Below are 18,666 nucleotides of genomic sequence, written 5' to 3'. Positions count from 1 at the left end.
TACGTCCACCGTGATCTTCTTGGACAAGTCGCCGTTCGCCACGGCGGTGGTCACGTCGGCGATGTTGCGCACCTGGCCCGTCAAGTTACCCGCCATCGAGTTCACGCCGTCGGTCAAGTCCTTCCAGGTGCCGGCCACGCCGGGCACGTTGGCCTGGCCGCCCAGCTTACCCTCGGTACCCACCTCGCGCGCCACGCGCGTCACCTCCGATGCGAAGGAGTTCAATTGGTCCACCATCACGTTGATGGTGTTTTTCAGTTCCAGGATCTCGCCCTTCACGTCCACCGTGATCTTCTTGGACAAGTCGCCGTTCGCCACGGCGGTGGTCACGTCGGCGATGTTGCGCACCTGGCCGGTCAGGTTACCCGCCATCGAGTTCACCGAGTCGGTCAAGTCCTTCCAGGTGCCGGCCACGCCTTTCACCTGCGCCTGGCCGCCCAGCTTACCCTCGGTGCCGACCTCCCGCGCCACGCGCGTCACCTCGGATGCGAAGGAGGACAGTTGGTCCACCATCACGTTGATGGTGTTTTTCAGTTCGAGAATCTCACCCTTCACGTCCACCGTGATCTTCTTCGACAAGTCGCCATTCGCCACGGCGGTGGTCACGGCCGCGATGTTGCGCACCTGGCCCGTCAGGTTGGACGCCATGAAGTTCACGTTGTCGGTCAAGTCCTTCCAGGTGCCGCCGACGCCCGGCACATAAGCCTGTCCGCCCAGCTTACCCTCGGTACCCACCTCGCGCGCCACCCGTGTCACCTCCGACGCGAAGGAGCGCAGCTGGTCCACCATCACGTTGATGGTGTCCTTCAGCTGCAGGATCTCGCCGCGCACGTCCACCGTAATCTTCTTGGACAAGTCGCCGTTCGCCACGGCGGTAGTCACCTCGGCGATGTTACGCACCTGCGACGTCAGGTTACCCGCCATCGAGTTCACCGAGTCGGTCAAATCCTTCCACGTGCCGGCCACGCCCTTCACCTGCGCCTGGCCGCCCAGCTTACCCTCGGTGCCCACCTCGCGCGCCACCCGCGTTACTTCAGAGGAGAACGACGACAGCTGCTCCACCATGGTGTTGGCCGTGGTGGCCGCCCGCAGGTACTGGCCCTTCAGCGGCACGCCGTCCACCTCCAGTGCCATGGTCTGCGACAGGTCGCCCTTCGCCACGGCGCCGATCACGCGCGCCATCTCGGTGGTCGGGCGCACCAGGTCGTCGATCAGCGCATTGACTGCGCTGATGATGGAGGCCCAGCCGCCGGCCATGTTCGGAACCTGCGCGCGTTGTGTCAGGCGGCCCTCGCGGCCCACCACACGGCTCACCTCCGTCACCACCTGCACCATTTTTTCCTTGGTCTCGATGATCTCGTTCAGCGTGTCGGCGATCTTGCCCGCCATGCCGGTCCAGTCGGACGGCATGCGCGCCGTGAAATCGCCTTTTTTCAGCGCCATCAGGGTCGCCAGCAGGCGCTTGGCGTCTACCTGTTCGCCCATATCGGTCATATCGTTCATCGGCTTGATCCTCGTCGTTTAGGAGGGAGTGGTTTCGGTGGCGGGAGCATGCCTGGCGCCCGCGTGTTCGATCAGTTCCGCCGCGGTCAGCGGCGGGAAAAACAGTTCGCCCTGACAGCTGTCGCAGCCCAGCGCACGCAGCGCGTCGAGCTGGCCGTTCTCGTCCACGCCCATCGCCACGATCCGCATGTCGAGCGCGCGGGCCAGGTGGATGACGGCGGCGACGATGTCGGTGCCGCCTTCGTCGTTGCCGATGGCGTGGATGAAGCTGCGGTCTATCTTCAGCACGCTGAGTTGCCAGCGTTTGCAGGCGGCGAGCGAGGAGCGCGCGCTGCCGAAATCGTCCAGCGCGGCGCGCACGCCGCCGGCCTGCAATTGCAGCAGCAACTGGGTCAGCGGCTCGGGCGCGCCTTGCAGCTGCTTCTCGTTCAATTCCACGCCGATGCCGCCCGGCGCCAGATGCTGCTTGCGGATCGCCGGCAGCAGCGTTTGCAGCAGGTCGGCATTGATCTGCGGCGTGGCCAGGTTGATCCAGATGCACGGCGTGGCGCCGGCCACCCGTTGCCACAGCTTGGCCTGCGCGCAGGCCTGCGCGATCACCCAGGTGTCGACGCGGTCCAGCAGGCCGCGCTCCTGCACGTGCGGCAGGAACTGGGCCGCCTCCAGCAAGCCCCTGACGGAATGGCGCCAGTACAGCTGGGCCTCGGCGCCGATGGTGCGGCCAGTGGCGATATCGACCTGGGGCTGGTAGCGCAGTTCCAGCTGGCCGGCGGGCAGCGCCTTGCGCAGTTCCAGCGCCCACTGTTCCCGTTCGCGTTCGCGCACGTTGAGCTCTTCGTGGAAGAATTGCACCGGCCCGGCGGCGTGCTGTTTGGCGTGGTACATGGCGGTGTCGGCGTTCTTCATCAGCGCCTGCGCGTTGGCGCCATCCTGCGGATAGATGGCGATGCCGATGCTGGCCGCCGTCTTCAGGCGGTTGCTGCCGATCTCGAAGGGCAGGGCGCAGGCCAGTTCGATCTTGCGGGCCACGCGCGCGGCGTTGGCCGCGGCCGCCCGGCCTTCGATCAGCACCACGAATTCGTCGCCGCCCAGCCGCGCCACCACGTCGGCCACGCGCACCGCCGCCGTCAGCCGCGCCGACACCTGGCGCAGCAGCTCGTCGCCGGCCTCGTGGCCGTAGCTGTCGTTGATCTGCTTGAATTTGTCGAGATCGAGGAACAGCAGCGCGAAGCCGGCGCCGCTGCGATCCGACGTGGCCACGGCGTGCTCCAGTTGCTGGATCAGGGCGCGGCGGTTGACCAGGTTGGTCAGCGCGTCGCGGGTGGAGAGCTCGTGGGCGCGCGACTCGGCCTGCTTGCGGTCCTTGATCTCCTGTTCCAGTTCGGCGTTGATGCGCTCCAGGTCCTGCAGGCGCTGCACGCGCAGGTCCTGGTTCAGGCGCGCCAGTTGCTCGCTCTTTTTGCGCAGCAGGATATTTTTCTTCGTCATCTCGACGAACACCGCCACCTTGGCCTGCAGGATCTGCGGGATCACCGGCGTGAAGAGGTAGTCCGCCGCGCCTTTCTGATAGGCCTTGAGGCGGTTGATCTCGTCCGCGTAGTGCGCGGTGATGAAGATGATCGGGACGCTCGCCGAACGGGGATGGGAGTGGATCGCCTCGGCCGTCTCGAACCCGTCCATGCCGGGCATGCTGACGTCGAGCAGGATCACGGCGAATTCATGCCGCAACACCTGGCGCAGCGCCTCCTTGCCGGAACCCGCCGTCAGCAGTTCGTAGACGTGCTGGTCGGCGGCCTCCGACAGCAGGCTTTCCAGCGCGTACAGGCTCGCCGGGTCGTCATTTACGAGGAGGACTTTGGGAATAGGCACGGCTAGCTGAACGGTTGAGGTGTCGGGCGATCGCTCTGTGTCTGGAAGGTAAAAGATACTCTTGTGTGTCCGGGAGTCAAGCAAAATTGGCTCTACCAATGATGGTTAAAGTCCCATTTTATCAATCTGACAAGCGTCTTGTGGAATATTTTTTACCAGAAAAAATATTATCGCAGCTCAATTTTTTGCAGCGCACGATTGCGTGGCCGCTGGCTGACCCAGATTGGCGCGCTCCACAGCATTTTTCCGTCATCCTGCGTCACCCTGGCGTAATAAAAATGCTCACCGGCGGCGGGCTGGATGACGCTGCCCGCCTTGTTGTTTAGTACCGACACCGTGCCGTTGCGGCCGGGCACGCCCTCGAAGATCGTGACGGCCGCCACGCCGTGGCCGCTGGTGCTGGCGTAGCTTGCCTGCAGCGTCAGCTTGCCGCTGTTGACGATACGTTCGCCCATCAGGTGGCCGTTGGCGGTCAGGATCAGGTGGGCGTTCTTGTCCATCGTGGCGAAGACGCGGCGCGCGCGCAGCGCGGCCAGCAATCCGGCGCTGTCGAGCGGCGCGCCGGGCGCCATCAGCACGCCGGTGCGGTTGCTGTACGAGGCGCCCCAGTTGGCGCAGTGGTTGTCCTGGTCGCTGCTGAAGGCGAGGTGGTAACCGGCCTCCAGCAGCTTGTTGCAGGCCGGCTCGTAGGTGCTCAGATGGGTTTCCGTTTCGTCGCTGCGGGACGAGAAGGCGCTGCTGTTCATCACCTCGCACAGCAGCATGGCCTGGTCGCCGTCCCCGTTCCAGGCCAGCGGCTTGCCGCCGATGGCGAACTGGTCGCCCTGCGGATGGTTGAACTGGCCGGACCAGCCCCGTTCGTTCATCAGCCGGTACAGGGCGGCGTAGTCGCTCTTGGGTGTTTCGGTGTCGGCGATCAGCTCGCCTGCAGCGTTGCGTTCCCAGCCCAGCAGCTCGTCGCTGTTGAAGATATTCAGGTGGCCGCCCTTGTTGATGACGCCCCATTCCTGGCCGTAGATGGCGAGCAAGCCCGGATGGGACTGGTTCCACTCGGCCGCCGCCTGCAGGCCGCTTTGGTACAGCGCCTTGGCCGCGGCGGGATCGGCCGCGCTGTTGGTGCCGTCCGAGCCGTCGTACATGTGGTTGTGTTCGGACGTCATCAGGAAGTCCAGCCCGTGTTGCAGGGCGTAGGCGTAGGCGTCCGACGGCCCCAGCGCCGCGCTTTGCGGCGGCTGGGCGCCGGTGCAGTGGTCCAGCGCGCCGCCGCCGTCGCTGTGGTTGGTCTGGCTGTGCAGGTTGCCGAGATAGATGGCGTAGGGCAGCGGGTCGCCCGACGGCGGCTCCAGCAGCGACGCCACCGGCGGCGCGCCCACCGCCACGTTCCAACTTTGCTCGACCGTTGGGCTGTCGCCGGCGCTGGCGCGCAAGCGCAAGCTGTAGACGCCGGGACGCAGCGCTGGCGGCGTGCGCCAGCGTATCGTCACGTCATGGATGGGTTCGGCCAGCGCCTGCGTGCCGCGCCAGTTGCGCAGCGCGCGGCCGTTCGGCGCCAGCAGGGTCAAGCGCCAGCGCAGCAGGCCGCCGGGCTGCGGATCGGGCGTGGAAAAGTGCAGCGCCAGCGTGCGTGAGCCATGCGCATCGGCATGGAAGGGCGCCTCCAGCCAGGCGTCGAATTCGTGGTGGTCACCAGTCGTCGCATGACTGGCCGTTGGCGTGCAGAGGATGCTTGCGAATAATACCGCTATCATGGATGGCGTGCGCATGATGAGACTCCCGTAATGCCGGCCCATCGCCGGCCTCATCTTTTAGAGCGCGCCTTATCGCATATGGTTCCCTTGAATTTTTAGAGGAATCCCTGCAAATTCTATCCAATTGTTTCACTGGTTCCCAAGCGGCATTAATAGTATGCTGCTGTGATGCAAAATTTTCCGCAAACATATCGACCAAAAGTGATGGCGCATGCTGAAATCGGGTAACGCGACGGAAGCAGTCCGCAGCCCCCGCCTGCTGTTCTGGCTGGCGGGAGGCGTGTTGGCGCTGGCCGTCGGTGCGGCCCTGTATGGCGCGGCGGCCAAGACGGTCGACGACGACGCCAGCCAGCGTTTCGAGAACCTGGCGCGCAGCACGCAGTACGGCATTTCGGCCCGCATCAAATCGTATTCCGATCTGACGCGCGGGCTGGTGGCGCTGTTCCAGACCAGCGACGATCTGACACGCCTGCAGTTCCACCAGTACGTGGCCAGCCTGGAGATTCCGCGCCACTTCCCGGCCATCGAAGCGGTGACCTGGGCGCCGCTGGTCACCGACGAGCAGCGCGACGTTTTCGTCGCGCGCGTGCGCGCCGATCGCAGCCTGTCGCCGCAGGGCTATCCGGAGTTCGACATCAAGCCGCCGGGCCGGCGCCCGCACTACGCGGTGCTGACCTATCTGGAACCGGCGCTGATGTTGGGCGAGAAGATGGGCGTCGACGTGGTCGCCAATCCCGCCATCGATAAAATGATGGCGGCCTCGCGCGACAGCGGCCAGGTCAGCGCCTCCGGCCAGCCCATCGTGGTCCAGCATCCGACGCCGCATATCGGCCTGGGCATCCGCTTGCCGGTCTACCGCCGCGACATGCCGGTGGCCGACGTCGCGGGGCGGCGCGCCGCCTATCTGGGATCGGTGGGCATCGGCTTCAGCGTGCCCAAGCTGGTGCAGGGCGCCATCGACGAGATGACCGTGCGCCAGGTGCACCTGATGCTGTATGCCGACGGCAGCAAGGAGGTCGAACAGCGCCGCCTGGTGATCGAGAAGAGCGACCGCCTGCTGTTCAACGATAACGGCACGATGCAGGCCGCGCCCATTCCGGCCTCGGAGCGCCGCCAGTATTACGAGTCGGTGCTGCCGATCGATTTCAACGGCAGCCTGTGGAAGGCGCAGTTCCAGGTCAGGAAGGCCGATCTGCTGACCGGTTTCGATGTGTACTTTCCGTGGATCGCCGGCCTGACCGGCTTTGCCGGGACCATGCTGTTGTACAGCTACTTCTTCGTGCTGTACACCTCGCGCCGGCGCGCGCTCAAGCAGGGCGTGCTGCTCGACACAGTGCTCAACAACGTCGACGCCCACGTCTACATGAAGGACCAGAAGCGGCGCTACATCTACGTCAACGCCAAGATGGCCGATTCGATGGGATTGCCGGTCGAGCAGATCGTCGGCAAGCTCGATCGCGAGCTGATGCCCGCCTCCATCGCCGACGCGGCGTGGGCGCAGGAGCGGCCTGTCTTCGCCGACAACGTCAAGCGCTCCGGCGAGACCCGCTACGTGGGCCGCGACGGCGTGGTGCAGCACCTGTGGACCGTCAAGGTGCCGGTGGAGATAGACCGCGCCGTCACGGCCGTCATCGGCCTGTCGACCGATGTCACCGAGCTGCATCAGCTGAAGGAGGAAGCCGACATCGCCAACCAGGCCAAGAGCGACTTCCTGTCCAATATGAGCCACGAGATCCGCACGCCGATGAACAGCATCATCGGCATGGCCCACCTGGCGCTGAAATCGGTCACGCATCCCAAGCAGCGCGACTACCTGCAGAAGATCTACCATTCGGGCCAGCATCTGCTGGGCATCATCAACGACATCCTGGACTTCTCCAAGATCGAAGCGGGCAAGATGGACCTGGAGGTGCTGGACTTCTCGCTCGATACGCTGCTGTCGAACATGTCCAGCCAGCTGGGCGAGAGCGCGGCCGCCAAGGGGCTGGAGCTGGTCTACGAAATCTGGCCGGGCCTGTCGCAGCAGCTGCGCGGCGATCCGCTGCGGCTGGAACAGGTGCTGCTGAACTTCACCAGCAACGCCATCAAGTTCTCCGAGAATGGCAAGGTGTATGTGCGCGCGCGGCCGCTGGAGGAGCGCGACGGCCATATCCTGGTGCGCTTCGAGGTTGAGGACCACGGCATCGGCATGTCGCCCGAACAGCTGGACCAACTGTTCCAGTCCTTCCACCAGGCCGACACGTCGACCACGCGCCGCTACGGCGGCACTGGCCTGGGCCTGGTCATCAGCAAGCAGCTGGCGGAGCTGATGGGCGGCGGCGTGGGCGTCGACAGCCGGCCCGGCGCCGGCAGCACGTTCTGGTTCACGGCGCGCCTGGCCAAGGGCGTCAGCATGCTGCAGGCCAGCGACGAATCGGTGCAGCCGGATGTGCTGGACAGCATACGCGGCGCCTCCATCCTGCTGGTCGAGGACAATATCTTCAGCCAGCAGGTGGGCCAGGAGTTGCTGGAGGACGCCGGCGCCACCGTCTGCGTGGCCAACAACGGCAAGGAGGCGATCGACCTGCTGCTCAAGGAGCGCTTCGATTGCGTGCTGATGGACGTGCAGATGCCGGTGATGGACGGCTACGAAACCACGCGTTTGATCCGCGCCCATCCCAAATTGTCGGCCACCTTGATCATCGCGATGACGGCCAACGCCGGCCGCGACGACCAGGAGCGCTGCCTGGGCGCGGGCATGGACGAATTTGTCACCAAGCCGATCGCGCCCAAGCTGCTGTTCAACATGCTGTCCAAGTGGATGAGCCAACGGGCGCGCACGGCCAGCTTCGCGCGGCCGCTGGCGCCGCCGCCGCCGTCGTACTTCACCATGGCCGACGGCGCCGCCGCGCCGTTGCAGCCGCCGATACAGGCGATGGAGCCGGGATCGCCGCCGCTTGTCGCGCCCCCCGAAGTGATGGCGCCGCCCGCGCCGGAGCCTGAAGAGGCGGAGCTGCTGGACGTGGCGGCACTGGCCCAGACCTTCGGCGGCAAGGCCGACAAGATGCGCAAGTACGCCTTGCTGTTCCTGGAATCGACCCACGACGGCATGCGCGAAGTCGACGCCGCGCTGGCGCAGGAAGACCTGGTTCACTTGTCCGAGCTTGGGCACCGCATCAAGTCCTCGGCCCGCGCCGTGGGGGCGATGCGCTTCGGGAACCTGTGCCTGGCGCTGGAAAAGGTGCGCCACGACGCCGATTGCGCCAACGCGCGCCAGCTGGTGCTGCAGATGCACGCCATGCTGGCGGTGCTGAACGAGCGCATGGAGCAGGAACTGCTGGCCTACGATCCCGGCTAGAGCGATAATACGGGCTTCATTCCCACGAAGAGCCCTATGCGTTCGAGCATCACCCCCGGCCTGCTGATTTTGCACGGTAATCAAATGGAGCAGCTGCGCGCGGCGGTGTTCCAATGGCTGCGCAATCATCCGCTGGGGGCACTCGAATCGGAAACCATCCTGGTGCAGTCGAACGGCGTGGCCGAATGGCTGAAGATCGCGCTGGCCGAGGAGATGCGAGTCTGCGCCGCCACCCGTGTGGCGCTGCCGGCGCGCTTTTTGTGGGAGACCTATCGCGGCATGCTGGGACGCGAGCGCGTGCCGGTGCGCTCCGCCTTCGATAAAGGGCCGCTGACCTGGCGCCTGATGCGCCTATTGCCTACCTTGCTGGCCGATCCCGTGTTTACGCCGCTGCGCCACTTCCTGGCCGACGGTGAGGCGGAACGCCGCTTGCAGCTGGCCGAACGCCTGGCCGACTTGTTCGATCAATATCAGGTCTATCGCGCGGATTGGCTGGACGACTGGGCGCACGGCCGCGACCAGCTGCAGGTTATGGCCAATTCGGCCCGCAACGAAGCGCAGCCGCTGCCGGAAGACCAGCGCTGGCAAGGCCAGTTGTGGCGCGCCGTGATCGCCGACGTGGAACCGCACGAGCGGGAGCTGGGCCGCGCCACCGTCCACACCGAGTTCGTGCGCGCCAGCGCGGCCGGCGAGGCGCCGCTGGGCCGCCTGCCGCGCCGCATCGTGATCTTCGGCGTCTCCGCGCTGCCGTATCAAAGCCTGCAGGCGCTGGCCTCGCTGGCGCGCTACACGCAGGTGGTGCTGGCGGTGCCCAATCCCTGCCAGTTCTACTGGGGCGACATCATCGAAGGGCGCGAGCTGCTGCGCTCCGCACACCGCCGCCAGCAGCTGCGCAACGGCCAGGACCTGGGCGCGATTCCGCTGGAGGAGCTGCACGCGCACAGCCATCCGCTGCTGGCCAGCTGGGGGCGGCAGGGCCGCGATTTTATCCGCATGCTGGACGAATTCGACGAAGCCTCGGCCGCCGCAGCCGCCGAGAACGACGACGTTGCACCGCTGCGCATCGATTTGTTCAGCGAAGGCGAGGGCGATACGCTGCTGTCCCAGGTGCAGGCGGCGATCCGCGACCTGCTGCCCTTGTCCGAGCACCCGCAAACGCCGCCGCCGGACGACGACCGTTCCATCGAATTCCACGTCACCCACAGCGTGCAGCGCGAGGTCGAGGTGCTGCACGACCAGCTGCTGGCGATGTTCGCCGACGGCGGCGGCCTGCGTCCACGCGACGTGGTGGTGATGGTGCCGGACATCGACACCTTCACCGCCGCCATCCACGCGGTGTTTTCGCAGCACCGCCGTAGCGACCCGCGCTACATCCCGTTTGAAATCGGCGACGTCAACGACCGCAGCGTCAATCCGCTGCTGGTGGCGCTGGAGTGGCTGCTGCGGTTGCCGCAGCAGCGCTGCCGCCAGAGCGAGGTGCGCGACCTGCTGGACGTGCCGGCGCTGGCCGCGCGCTTCGGCTTGGGCGAGGACGACCTGCCCACGCTGGGCGTGTGGATCGAAGGCGCCGGGGTGCGCTGGGGGCTCGATACCGAACACCGCGCCGGGCTTGGCCTGGGCGCGGCGGGCGAGCAGAATTCCTGGCTGTTCGGCGTGCGCCGCATGCTGCTGGGCTACGCCAGCGGCGAAGACGCGGCGTTCGCCGGCATCGAGGCATACGGCGAAGTGGGCGGGCTCGATGCGGCGCTGGCCGGATCGCTGGCGCAGCTGGTCGAAGCGCTGCTGCATTGGCGCGAAGTGCTGGCGCAATCGCACACGCCGGCCGAGTGGGGCGTGCAGGCGCGCGCCCTGGTGGCGGCCTTCTTCAAGACCGGCGAGGAGGGCGACCGCCTGACGCTGGCGCAGCTGGATGATGCGCTCAACAACTGGCTGGAGACCTGCGAGGGCGCCCAGTACGACGAAGCCGTGCCGCTGGCCGTGCTGCGCGAGGCGTGGCTGGGCCTTCTGGACGAGCCGACGCTGAACCACCAATTCGTCTCCGGCGGCGTGACCTTCTGCACGCTGATGCCGATGCGCGCGGTGCCGTTCCGCGTGGTCTGCCTGCTGGGCATGAACGACGGCGACTTCCCGCGCCGCGCGCCCAAGGCGGACTTCGACCTGCTGGCGCAGCCGGGCATGGCGCGTCCGGGCGACCGCTCGCGCCGCGACGACGACCGCTACCTGATGCTGGAGGCGCTGCTGGCCGCGCGCGACAAGCTTTACATCAGCTGGGTGGGACGCAATGTGCGCGACAACAGCGAGCAGCCGCCGTCGGTGCTGGTGTCGCAGCTGCGCGATTATCTGGTCAACGGCTGGCAGCTGAAGGACGAACATCTGCATGCGCGCACCACGGAACACGCGCTGCAGCCGTTCAGCCGCCACTACTTCGAGGACGGCGGCCTGCTGACCTACGCGCGGGAGTGGCGCGAGGCGCATGGCGAGGAAGCCGGCGACGCCGTCGCGGCAGAACTGCCGCCGTTCGACATCGACGACAAATTCCGCCTCAAGCTCATTAGCCTGAACAATTTCCTGCGCCAGCCGGTGCGCTTCTTCTTCCGCCAGCGCCTGGGCGTGATGTTCGGCGACGCCGCGCTGGTGGGCGAGGACGAGGAACCGTTCTCGCTGAACGCGCTGGAACGCTATCTGCTCGAAGACACGATGCTGGACGACGGCGCCGAGGCCGAGGAACTGCATCAGGTCTACGACAAGATGACGGAACGCGCCGAACGTCTGGCGCGCGAAGGCGTGCTGCCGATCGGCTTGATCGGCCAGCAGTACCAGCACCAGCTGGTGCGGGCGCTGGTGCCGGTGCGCTGCGCGTGGCTGACGCTGCGCGAACGCTATCAGCTGCCGGCGCCCAAGGTGGCGTTGAGCCTTCAACTGGCCGGCGTGCAGATCGACGACTGGATCGACCAGCTGCGCAGCAACGGCACCGAGACCGTGTGGCTGGCGCAGATGTCGTCCAAGGTCACGGACAAGCAGGGCAAGCCGCGCGGCGACAAGTTGATCGCCATGTGGCTGCGCCAGCTGGCGGTGGCGGCGGCCGGCATGCCCATCGCCGGCTTTCTGGTGGCGCGCGACGCCATCGTCACGATTAAACCGCTGGCGCAGCCCGACGCGCTGGAAGCCTTGCGGGAGCTGGTCTGTCTGTGGCGCGACGGCATGAACCGTCCGCTGCCGACCGCCTGCAAGACCGCGCTGGCGCTGGCGCAGGGCGGCGATGCGCGCGCCGTGTACGACGGCGGTTTCGAAATCTCCGGCGAGAACGATGACCTGTGCCTGGCGCGCCTGTGGCCGGACTTTGCGGCCCTCAGCGCCGAGCCGGATTTTGCCGATGTCTCGCAAGCGCTCTACGGCCCGCTGGCGGACTGGCTGGAACAATGCATCACGATAGACGCCATCGACGGCGAGGACTCAGCATGAGCAGCAACACCGCCAATTCCCTTGATCCGCTGAGCTTCCCGCTGCACGGCTCGCGCCTGATCGAGGCCAGCGCCGGCACGGGCAAGACGTGGACCATCGCCGCGCTGTACGTGCGCCTGGTGCTGGGCCACGGCGGCGAAGATGCTTATCGCCGTCCCTTGCTGCCGGCCGATATCCTGGTGATGACCTTCACCCGCGCCGCCACGCGCGAGCTGTCGAACCGTGTGCGCGAGCGGCTGGTGGAGGCTGCGGCCTACTTCCGCGGCTATTCGGCGATGGGCTTGGGCGCGGGCAGCGGCGTGGCGCGCGACGATTATCTGGACGCCATCCTCGAATCATATCCAAGCCACAGCGAGCAGCAGCAGGCCGCGCACCGCCTGATGCTGGCGGCGGAGACGATGGACGAAGCGGCGATCTTCACCATCGACGCCTGGTGCCAGCGCATGCTGCGCGAGCACGCCTTCGACAGCGGCAGCCTGTTCGACGAGGAACTGGTCAGCGACGAGCAGGCCCTGTTCGAGGACGCCGCGCACGACTACTGGCGCCAGCAGGTCTATCCGCTGAACGCGGTCTCGCTCGACGCATTGTTGTCGTGCTGGGGCGACGTGGGCGCGTTGAAGAGGTCCATACGGGAGCTGGTCAAACGCGCCGACATCATCGGCGACGGCGCACAAATCGAATCGCTGGGCGAGTTGATCGCCGCCGTGCAGCGCGAACAGCAAGCGCAGTTGGCGAACCTGAAGGCTGGCTGGGTGGAACGCGCCAACCGCATGGAACAATGGATCGCCAAGGAGCGCGTGCTGTCGCCCAAGTGCTTCAACGGGAACAAGATGCGCGCCGAGTCGCTGGTCAGCTGGTTCAACGGCCTGCGCGCGTGGGCCGGGGATGCCGCCACGGTCATGCCCGACATCTCGGACACCGCCTGGAAGCGCCTGACGCCGCACGGCCTGGAAGACGCCTACTCGAAAGGCTACACGGCCTCGATCCCCGAGGACTTCGAGGCCATGGAGCCGCTGAAGAAGGCGCTGGACGAGATCGAGCCGCTGTCGCACGCGCTGTACCGGCACGCCGCGGGCGCCGTCGCCAGGCGCATGGACGAATTGAAGAAGCGCAGCCGCCAGTTCGGCTTCGCCGACATGCTGGACCGCCTGAACGCCGCGCTGCAAGGCGAGAACGCCGCCGCGTTGCGCAAGCGGATCACCGACCAGTACCCGGTGGCGATGGTCGACGAATTCCAGGATACGGCGCCCAACCAGTACCAGATCTTCAACCTGCTGTACCGCGTGGCGGACAACGATCCCGAGACGGGCCTGTTCCTGATCGGCGATCCGAAACAGTCGATCTACGGCTTCCGTGGCGCCGACATCCACAGCTACCTGTCCGCGCGCAAGGCCACCGCCGGCCGCCACTACCAGCTGGGCACCAACTACCGCTCGACCAAGCCTGTGGTGGACGCGGTCAACCACCTGTTCATGTACGCCGAGGGCCAGCCGGCCGAAGGCGGCTTCGGACGCGGCGCCTTCCGTTTCCGCGACCCCGGCACGCGTGAGAATCCGCTGCCGTTCGAAGCGGTCTGCGCCAAGGGCCGCAATGAGCGCATGGTCAACGCGGCAGGCGACGTGCCGGCGCTGGTCATCGCCTGCAGCGCCGCGCAGGATCTGAAGGCCGACAGCTACCGCGAGTTCTTCGCGTGGCACTGCGCCGAGCATATCGTCGCGCAGCTCAACGACGAACGCGCGGGCTTCGACGGCCCGAAAGGCTTCGAGCGCCTGCAGCCGGCGGACATCGCCGTGCTGGTACGCGACCGCAAGGAGGCCGCCGCCATACGCCGCGCGCTGCAACGGCGCCAGGTCGCCAGCGTCTATTTGTCGGACAAGGATTCCGTCACCGACAGTGAGGAGGCGGCCGACGTACTGCGCTGGCTGTCCGCCGTCGCCAGCCCGCTGGACGGCGCGCTGGCGCGGGCAGCCTTCGCCACCCGCACCACCGGCCTGCCGCTGGCGGAACTGGCGCTGCTGTCGTCGGACGAACTGGCGTGGGAGGCGCGCGTCGAGCAATTGAAGGCGCTACACATCGTGTGGCAGCGGCAGGGCGTGCTGGCGATGCTGCGCCGCTTCATCCACGAACTGAAACTGCCGGCGGCCTTGCTCCAGCAGCCCGGCGGCGAACGGCGCCTGACCAACCTGCTGCATCTGGCTGAACTGCTGCAATCGGCCAGCCGCCAGCTGGACGGCGAGCAGGCGCTGATACGCTGGCTCGCCGAGCAGATCGAAGGCGGCGAGGGCGCCGGCGACGAACGCGTGCTGCGGCTGGAAAGCGATGCGGAGCTGGTCAAGGTCGTCACCGTCCACAAGTCGAAGGGGCTGGAATATCCGCTGGTGTATCTGCCGTTCGCCGTCACGGCGCGCAAGGTGGAGCGGCGCAATCGCAGCTTCTTCGAATTCAGCGACGAGGATGGCGTGCGCCAGATCGACATGGCGCTGACCGACACCGCGATGGAACTGGTCGAACGCGCGCGTCTGCAGGAGGATCTGCGCCTGTTGTACGTGGCGTTGACGCGCGCGCGCCACTTCCTGTGGCTGGGCGTGACCGCGCTGGCCGCCCGCAAGGCCGGCGACAACACGCTGCACGAATCGGCATTGGGCTATCTGCTGACCGGCGGCGAGGCGCTGCCGTCGGACCTGATGATGGAGCGCTGGGGCCACGCCTGCAAGGGATGCGACGGCATCAGCATCGAGACGCTGGAGATGGCGATGCAGCAGTTCACGCGCTTGAGCCGCATCGAGGAACGCCCGCCGTTGCTGGAGCCGCAGCTTTACACCGGGCGTTTCGAGCGTGATTGGTCGGTGGGCAGTTTCAGTTCGCTGGCGCGCCGCACCGGGCCGACCGGGACCATCGGCGGCGCCGCGCCGGCCTTGCCCGTACCGCGCGACGCCCTGCAGGAGAACCTGCTGGAAGGCGCGGACATGCCGTCCATCGCGCAGGCGGGCCGCGTGGAGGACGCGCCTTGGCATCGCTTCCCGCGCGGTTCGGTGCCCGGTAACTTCCTGCACGAGCAGCTGGAGTGGATGGGGCAGGAGGGCTTTGCCATCGTCGATCACGAGCACTTCGAATCGCGCCTGACGCGGCGGGTGGAGCGCGCAGGCTGGGGCAACCGCCTGGAAGACACACTGGCGTGGCTGCGCGAAATCGCCGGCACCACCTTGCCGTATCTGGAGGCGCCGCTGAGCGCCATCGATTCGCCGCTGCCGGAGATGGAGTTCTGGTTCCCCAGCGAACGCCTGAGCACCGGCGCGCTCGATGGCCTGTGCGCCAAGCATCTGCTGGGCGGCGTGGCGCGGCCCGCGCTGCCGGAGCGTCAGCTGCACGGCATGTTGAAAGGCTTCGCCGACCTGGTGTTCGAGCACGAGGGCCGCTTCTGGGTGCTGGACTACAAATCGAACGCGCTGGGTGCGGGCGACGGCGCCTATCACCAGCCGGCGCTGGTGGCCGCAATGGCCGAGCACCGCTACGACATCCAGGGCGCGATCTACATGCTGGCGCTGCACCGGCTGCTGCAAAGCCGCCTGGGCGATGAATACGATCCGGCCGAGCATCTAGGCGGCACGATTTTCCTTTTCCTGCGCGGTATTGTGAATCCGCAAACGCGCGGTTGTTACCTGATAGAACCCGATCCGGCGCTGCTGGACGGACTGGACCGCTTGCTGGACGAGTCCGGCACAGCGCAAGCAGAGGCACCGCATGAGTATTGAAACGTCCGCGGCCCTGTTCGCGCAGGTCGACGCGCTGACCGAAAATGGCCAGCTGCGCCGCCTGAGCGGGGTGTTTGCGCGCTTTATCGCCTCGATTGGCGCCAGTTCGCCGCAGTTGATGGCGGCTTGCGTGTTGTTGTCTGAACTCGAGGGGCGCGGCCACAGCTGTTTGATGCTGGATGAACTCGGCGGCGATCCTTCGGGCCAGCTCGGCTGGACCGCCGACGAATGGCGCGCCCTGCGCGACGCCGCCGGCGCCTGGCCCCGGAACGCCGCCGCCTGGCGCGCGCTGCTGGCCGGCTGCGACCAGGTCTGGCCGGTGGGCGACCTGGATTTCCAGCAACCGCTGGTGCTGGACGGCGAGCGCCTGTACCTGCGCCGCTATTGGCGCGACGAAACATTGGTCGCCGAAGCCGTGCGCGGCCGCGCGCTGGGTGGCCTGATTGCCCTCGACGCCGAGGCCAGCACCGCCGACGCGCGTCATTGGCTCGACATCCTGTTCCCGCACGCACCGCGTGGCGGCGCCACCGATTGGCAGAAAATCGCCTGCGCGGTGGCCATGCGCGGCAAGCTGGGCATCATCACCGGCGGTCCCGGCACCGGCAAAACCTACACCGTGGCGCGTTTGCTGGCTTTGCTGTTCGCCACGGCCGGCGCGCGCCAGTCCGGTTTGCGCGTGGCGCTGGCCGCGCCGACCGGCAAGGCCGCGGCCCGGCTCAAGCAGTCGATCGACTCGGCGCTGGACGATCTGGCGGAAAAGGTTGGCGCTGCGCTGCCGCTGCGCGAACTGGCCGCCCGCATGGGCGCGGCCCGAACGCTGCACAGCCTGCTCGGTGCCCGGCCGGGCACGCGCGCATTCCAGCATAACGCCGGCAATCAGCTGGACGTCGATGTGTTGATTGTTGATGAGGCGTCAATGATCCATTTGGAGATGATGTCCGCGCTGCTGGCCGCCTTACCGCCGAATGCGACCTTGATCTTGCTTGGCGACAAAGATCAGCTGGCCTCGGTGGAGGCCGGCGCGGTCCTGGGCGACCTGTGCCACAACGCGGAAGCGGGCGCCTACGAGTCCGAAACATTGTCGTACGTGCAAGCCAGCACCGGCCAACAGATTCCGGACAGCTACGCCGGCAACGGCGGACCCATTGCTCAGCAGACAGTAATGTTGCGCGAAAGCCGGCGTTTCGGCGGCCCGATCGGCGCGCTGGCGCTGGCCGTGAACGCAGGAAATGCTGCCGCATCGCTACAAGTATTGCGGGAAGGAACTGACGGCAAGGTCGCCTGGATCGATCCGGCGCAGTCTTCCGACCTGCTTCAGCTGGCATTGGCGGGCCGTGCCGGCGCCGCTGGCGGCTACCAGGCTTACCTCAAAATGATCAAATCCGGGGCCCCGGACGGCGAGGATGTCGTACATCTTGCGTGGGTGAAATCCGTGCTGACGAGCTTTGAAACCTTCCGGATTCTGTGCGCAGTGCGCGAAGGCGAGTGGGGTGTTGCCGGATTGAATGATGTCATTGAACAAAGATTGCAATCGGCCGGATTGCTGCGAAGAAGCGGCGAATGGTATGTCGGCCGACCGGTCATGGTCACGCGCAACGATTACGGCACCGGCGTTTTCAACGGCGACATCGGCCTGACTTTGCCCGATCCAGCACGTCCCGGCGCGCTGCGCGTCTACTTCTCGGAAGGTGACAATGTGCGCAGTGTTCTTGCCACGCGGCTAAGAAACGTGGAAACCGCGTTTGCCATGACGGTGCATAAATCACAAGGTTCCGAGTTCCAGCATACGGTGCTGGTGTTGCCCAAGGACAGCGGCGGCATGCTGGCGCGTGAGCTGATCTACACCGGCATCACGCGCGCCCGCGACTACTTTACGTTACTCACGCCGAATAGCCAGGTGCTGCTCGACGCCATCGCCCAGCGCACCCAGCGCGCCAGCGGCCTGCGCACGCTGCTCGGCAACTGATTCCTCCCGCGCGACGCCTGTTCAAGGCATCGTCATAGCTAAATCATGCTAATAATTGGCATATAAACACCAAAATCTGGCTTGTGAAGGGCAAAAAAAACCGGACCCTCGGGTCCGGTTTTTGTTTCGGCAGGCTGAAAAGATCAGGCGGCGCGGCGGCGGCGGGTGGCCGACTTGGCGGCCTTTTTGTGACGATGAACCGAAGCCTTCATGACTTTTGGTTCTGCATCCGGGCCGGCAACGAAGCGGCGGATGTTGAAGGCATCCATCAATCGGGCCGAGTTTGCCTTGGCGTTGAGCAACACCAGGGTGGCGTTCTTGCCGGCGGATTTGAAGCGCATGATCAGGCAGCGGCCAGCCTCTTCGGTGTAGCCGGTCTTCGACAGGCCGACGTCCCAACCCTTGGCGCCTACCAGTCGGTTGGTATTGTGGTACTCAACCTGGCGGCCCTTGATATTGATCACGTCCTTGGTGTCGGTGGTGATGCGGCGGATGTCCGGATAGGCCGAGGCGGCGGTTGCCATTTTGACCAGATCGGTCGCGGTGGAGCGGTTGTTCGGCGACAAGCCGGTCGGCTCCTCGATCACGGTCTGGGTCAAACCCAGCGCGCGGATCTTGGCGCTGACCGCTTTCTTGAACGCTTCGGGACCGCCCGGATAGGTGCGCGCCAGCGATGCGGCGGCCCGGTTGTCTGACGACATCAGCGCAAGTTGCAGCACGTCGCGGCGGGCCAGTTCGGCGCCGACCGGCACCCGCGAGGTGCTGTGCTTGATCACGTCCACGTCGGTTTTTTCGATGCTGATGGGCGCATCCATGTCCGGCTTGGAATCGAGCACGACCATCGCAGTCATCAGCTTGGTCAGCGAGGCGATCGGTACTTGAACGTTGGAATTCTTTTCGAGCAGCACTTTGCCGGTGCCGTCTTCGACGACCAGCACCGACTGCGAGCCGAGCGGCACGGCGAGCGCAGCCGCAGTAAACGAACTCAGCAATACAGCAACAATTTTCTTGAGCATGTTAGGTATTCTT

8 protein-coding genes are annotated in these 18,666 nt (G+C 66.2%); 4 read left to right on the top strand and 4 right to left on the bottom strand.

Features of this window, described 5'->3' with window-relative positions:
• The 3 genes from AC07WS_RS18550 to AC07WS_RS18540 all read right to left on the bottom strand — a co-directional run.
• The coding region (locus tag AC07WS_RS18550; RefSeq protein ID WP_494730498.1) for a HAMP domain-containing protein at positions 1-1,503 on the bottom strand (1,503 nt) is incomplete at its 3' end.
• A gap of 18 nt (positions 1,504-1,521) precedes the next feature.
• Positions 1,522-3,372, bottom strand: coding sequence for a putative bifunctional diguanylate cyclase/phosphodiesterase (locus AC07WS_RS18545; protein WP_494730497.1), 1,851 nt, complete (start codon positions 3,370-3,372; stop codon positions 1,522-1,524).
• A gap of 167 nt (positions 3,373-3,539) precedes the next feature.
• Complete coding sequence (locus AC07WS_RS18540) at positions 3,540-5,135, bottom strand: CehA/McbA family metallohydrolase (RefSeq protein ID WP_494730496.1); 1,596 nt, start codon at positions 5,133-5,135, stop codon at positions 3,540-3,542.
• Positions 5,136-5,331: 196 nt separating this feature from the next.
• Here AC07WS_RS18540 and AC07WS_RS18535 point away from each other — a divergent pair, with 196 nt between their 5' ends.
• The 4 genes from AC07WS_RS18535 to recD are packed head-to-tail and all read left to right on the top strand — an operon-like array spanning position 5,332 to position 17,637.
• Complete coding sequence (locus AC07WS_RS18535) at positions 5,332-8,457, top strand: CHASE domain-containing protein (RefSeq protein WP_494730495.1); 3,126 nt, start codon at positions 5,332-5,334, stop codon at positions 8,455-8,457.
• A gap of 36 nt (positions 8,458-8,493) precedes the next feature.
• The gene (gene recC / locus AC07WS_RS18530) at positions 8,494-11,919 is read left to right on the top strand and encodes an exodeoxyribonuclease V subunit gamma (RefSeq protein WP_494730494.1); all 3,426 of its coding nucleotides are present in this window, start codon (positions 8,494-8,496) and stop codon (positions 11,917-11,919) included.
• Positions 11,916-15,671: an exodeoxyribonuclease V subunit beta gene (recB, locus tag AC07WS_RS18525; protein WP_494730493.1), complete on the top strand. Its 3,756-nt coding sequence runs from the start codon at positions 11,916-11,918 to the stop codon at positions 15,669-15,671. Before recC ends, recB begins: the two co-directional genes overlap by 4 nt.
• Positions 15,661-17,637 carry an exodeoxyribonuclease V subunit alpha gene (recD, locus tag AC07WS_RS18520; RefSeq protein ID WP_494730492.1) on the top strand — a complete coding sequence of 659 codons (1,977 nt, stop codon included), beginning with the start codon at positions 15,661-15,663 and terminating at the stop codon, positions 17,635-17,637. The genes recB and recD overlap by 11 nt, the downstream gene beginning before the upstream one ends.
• 143 nt (positions 17,638-17,780) lie before the next feature.
• Here the strand turns inward: recD and AC07WS_RS18515 are convergent, their stop codons facing one another.
• Positions 17,781-18,653, bottom strand: a complete 873-nt coding sequence (locus AC07WS_RS18515; protein WP_494730491.1) for a serine hydrolase — start codon at positions 18,651-18,653, stop codon at positions 17,781-17,783.
• Positions 18,654-18,666 lie beyond the last annotated feature (13 nt).

It is taken from the genome of Duganella sp. GW821-FHT01E12 (assembly GCF_059422325.1).
Note: the sequence above shows the minus strand (reverse complement) of the source record. Positions and strands in the feature narration are given on the sequence as shown.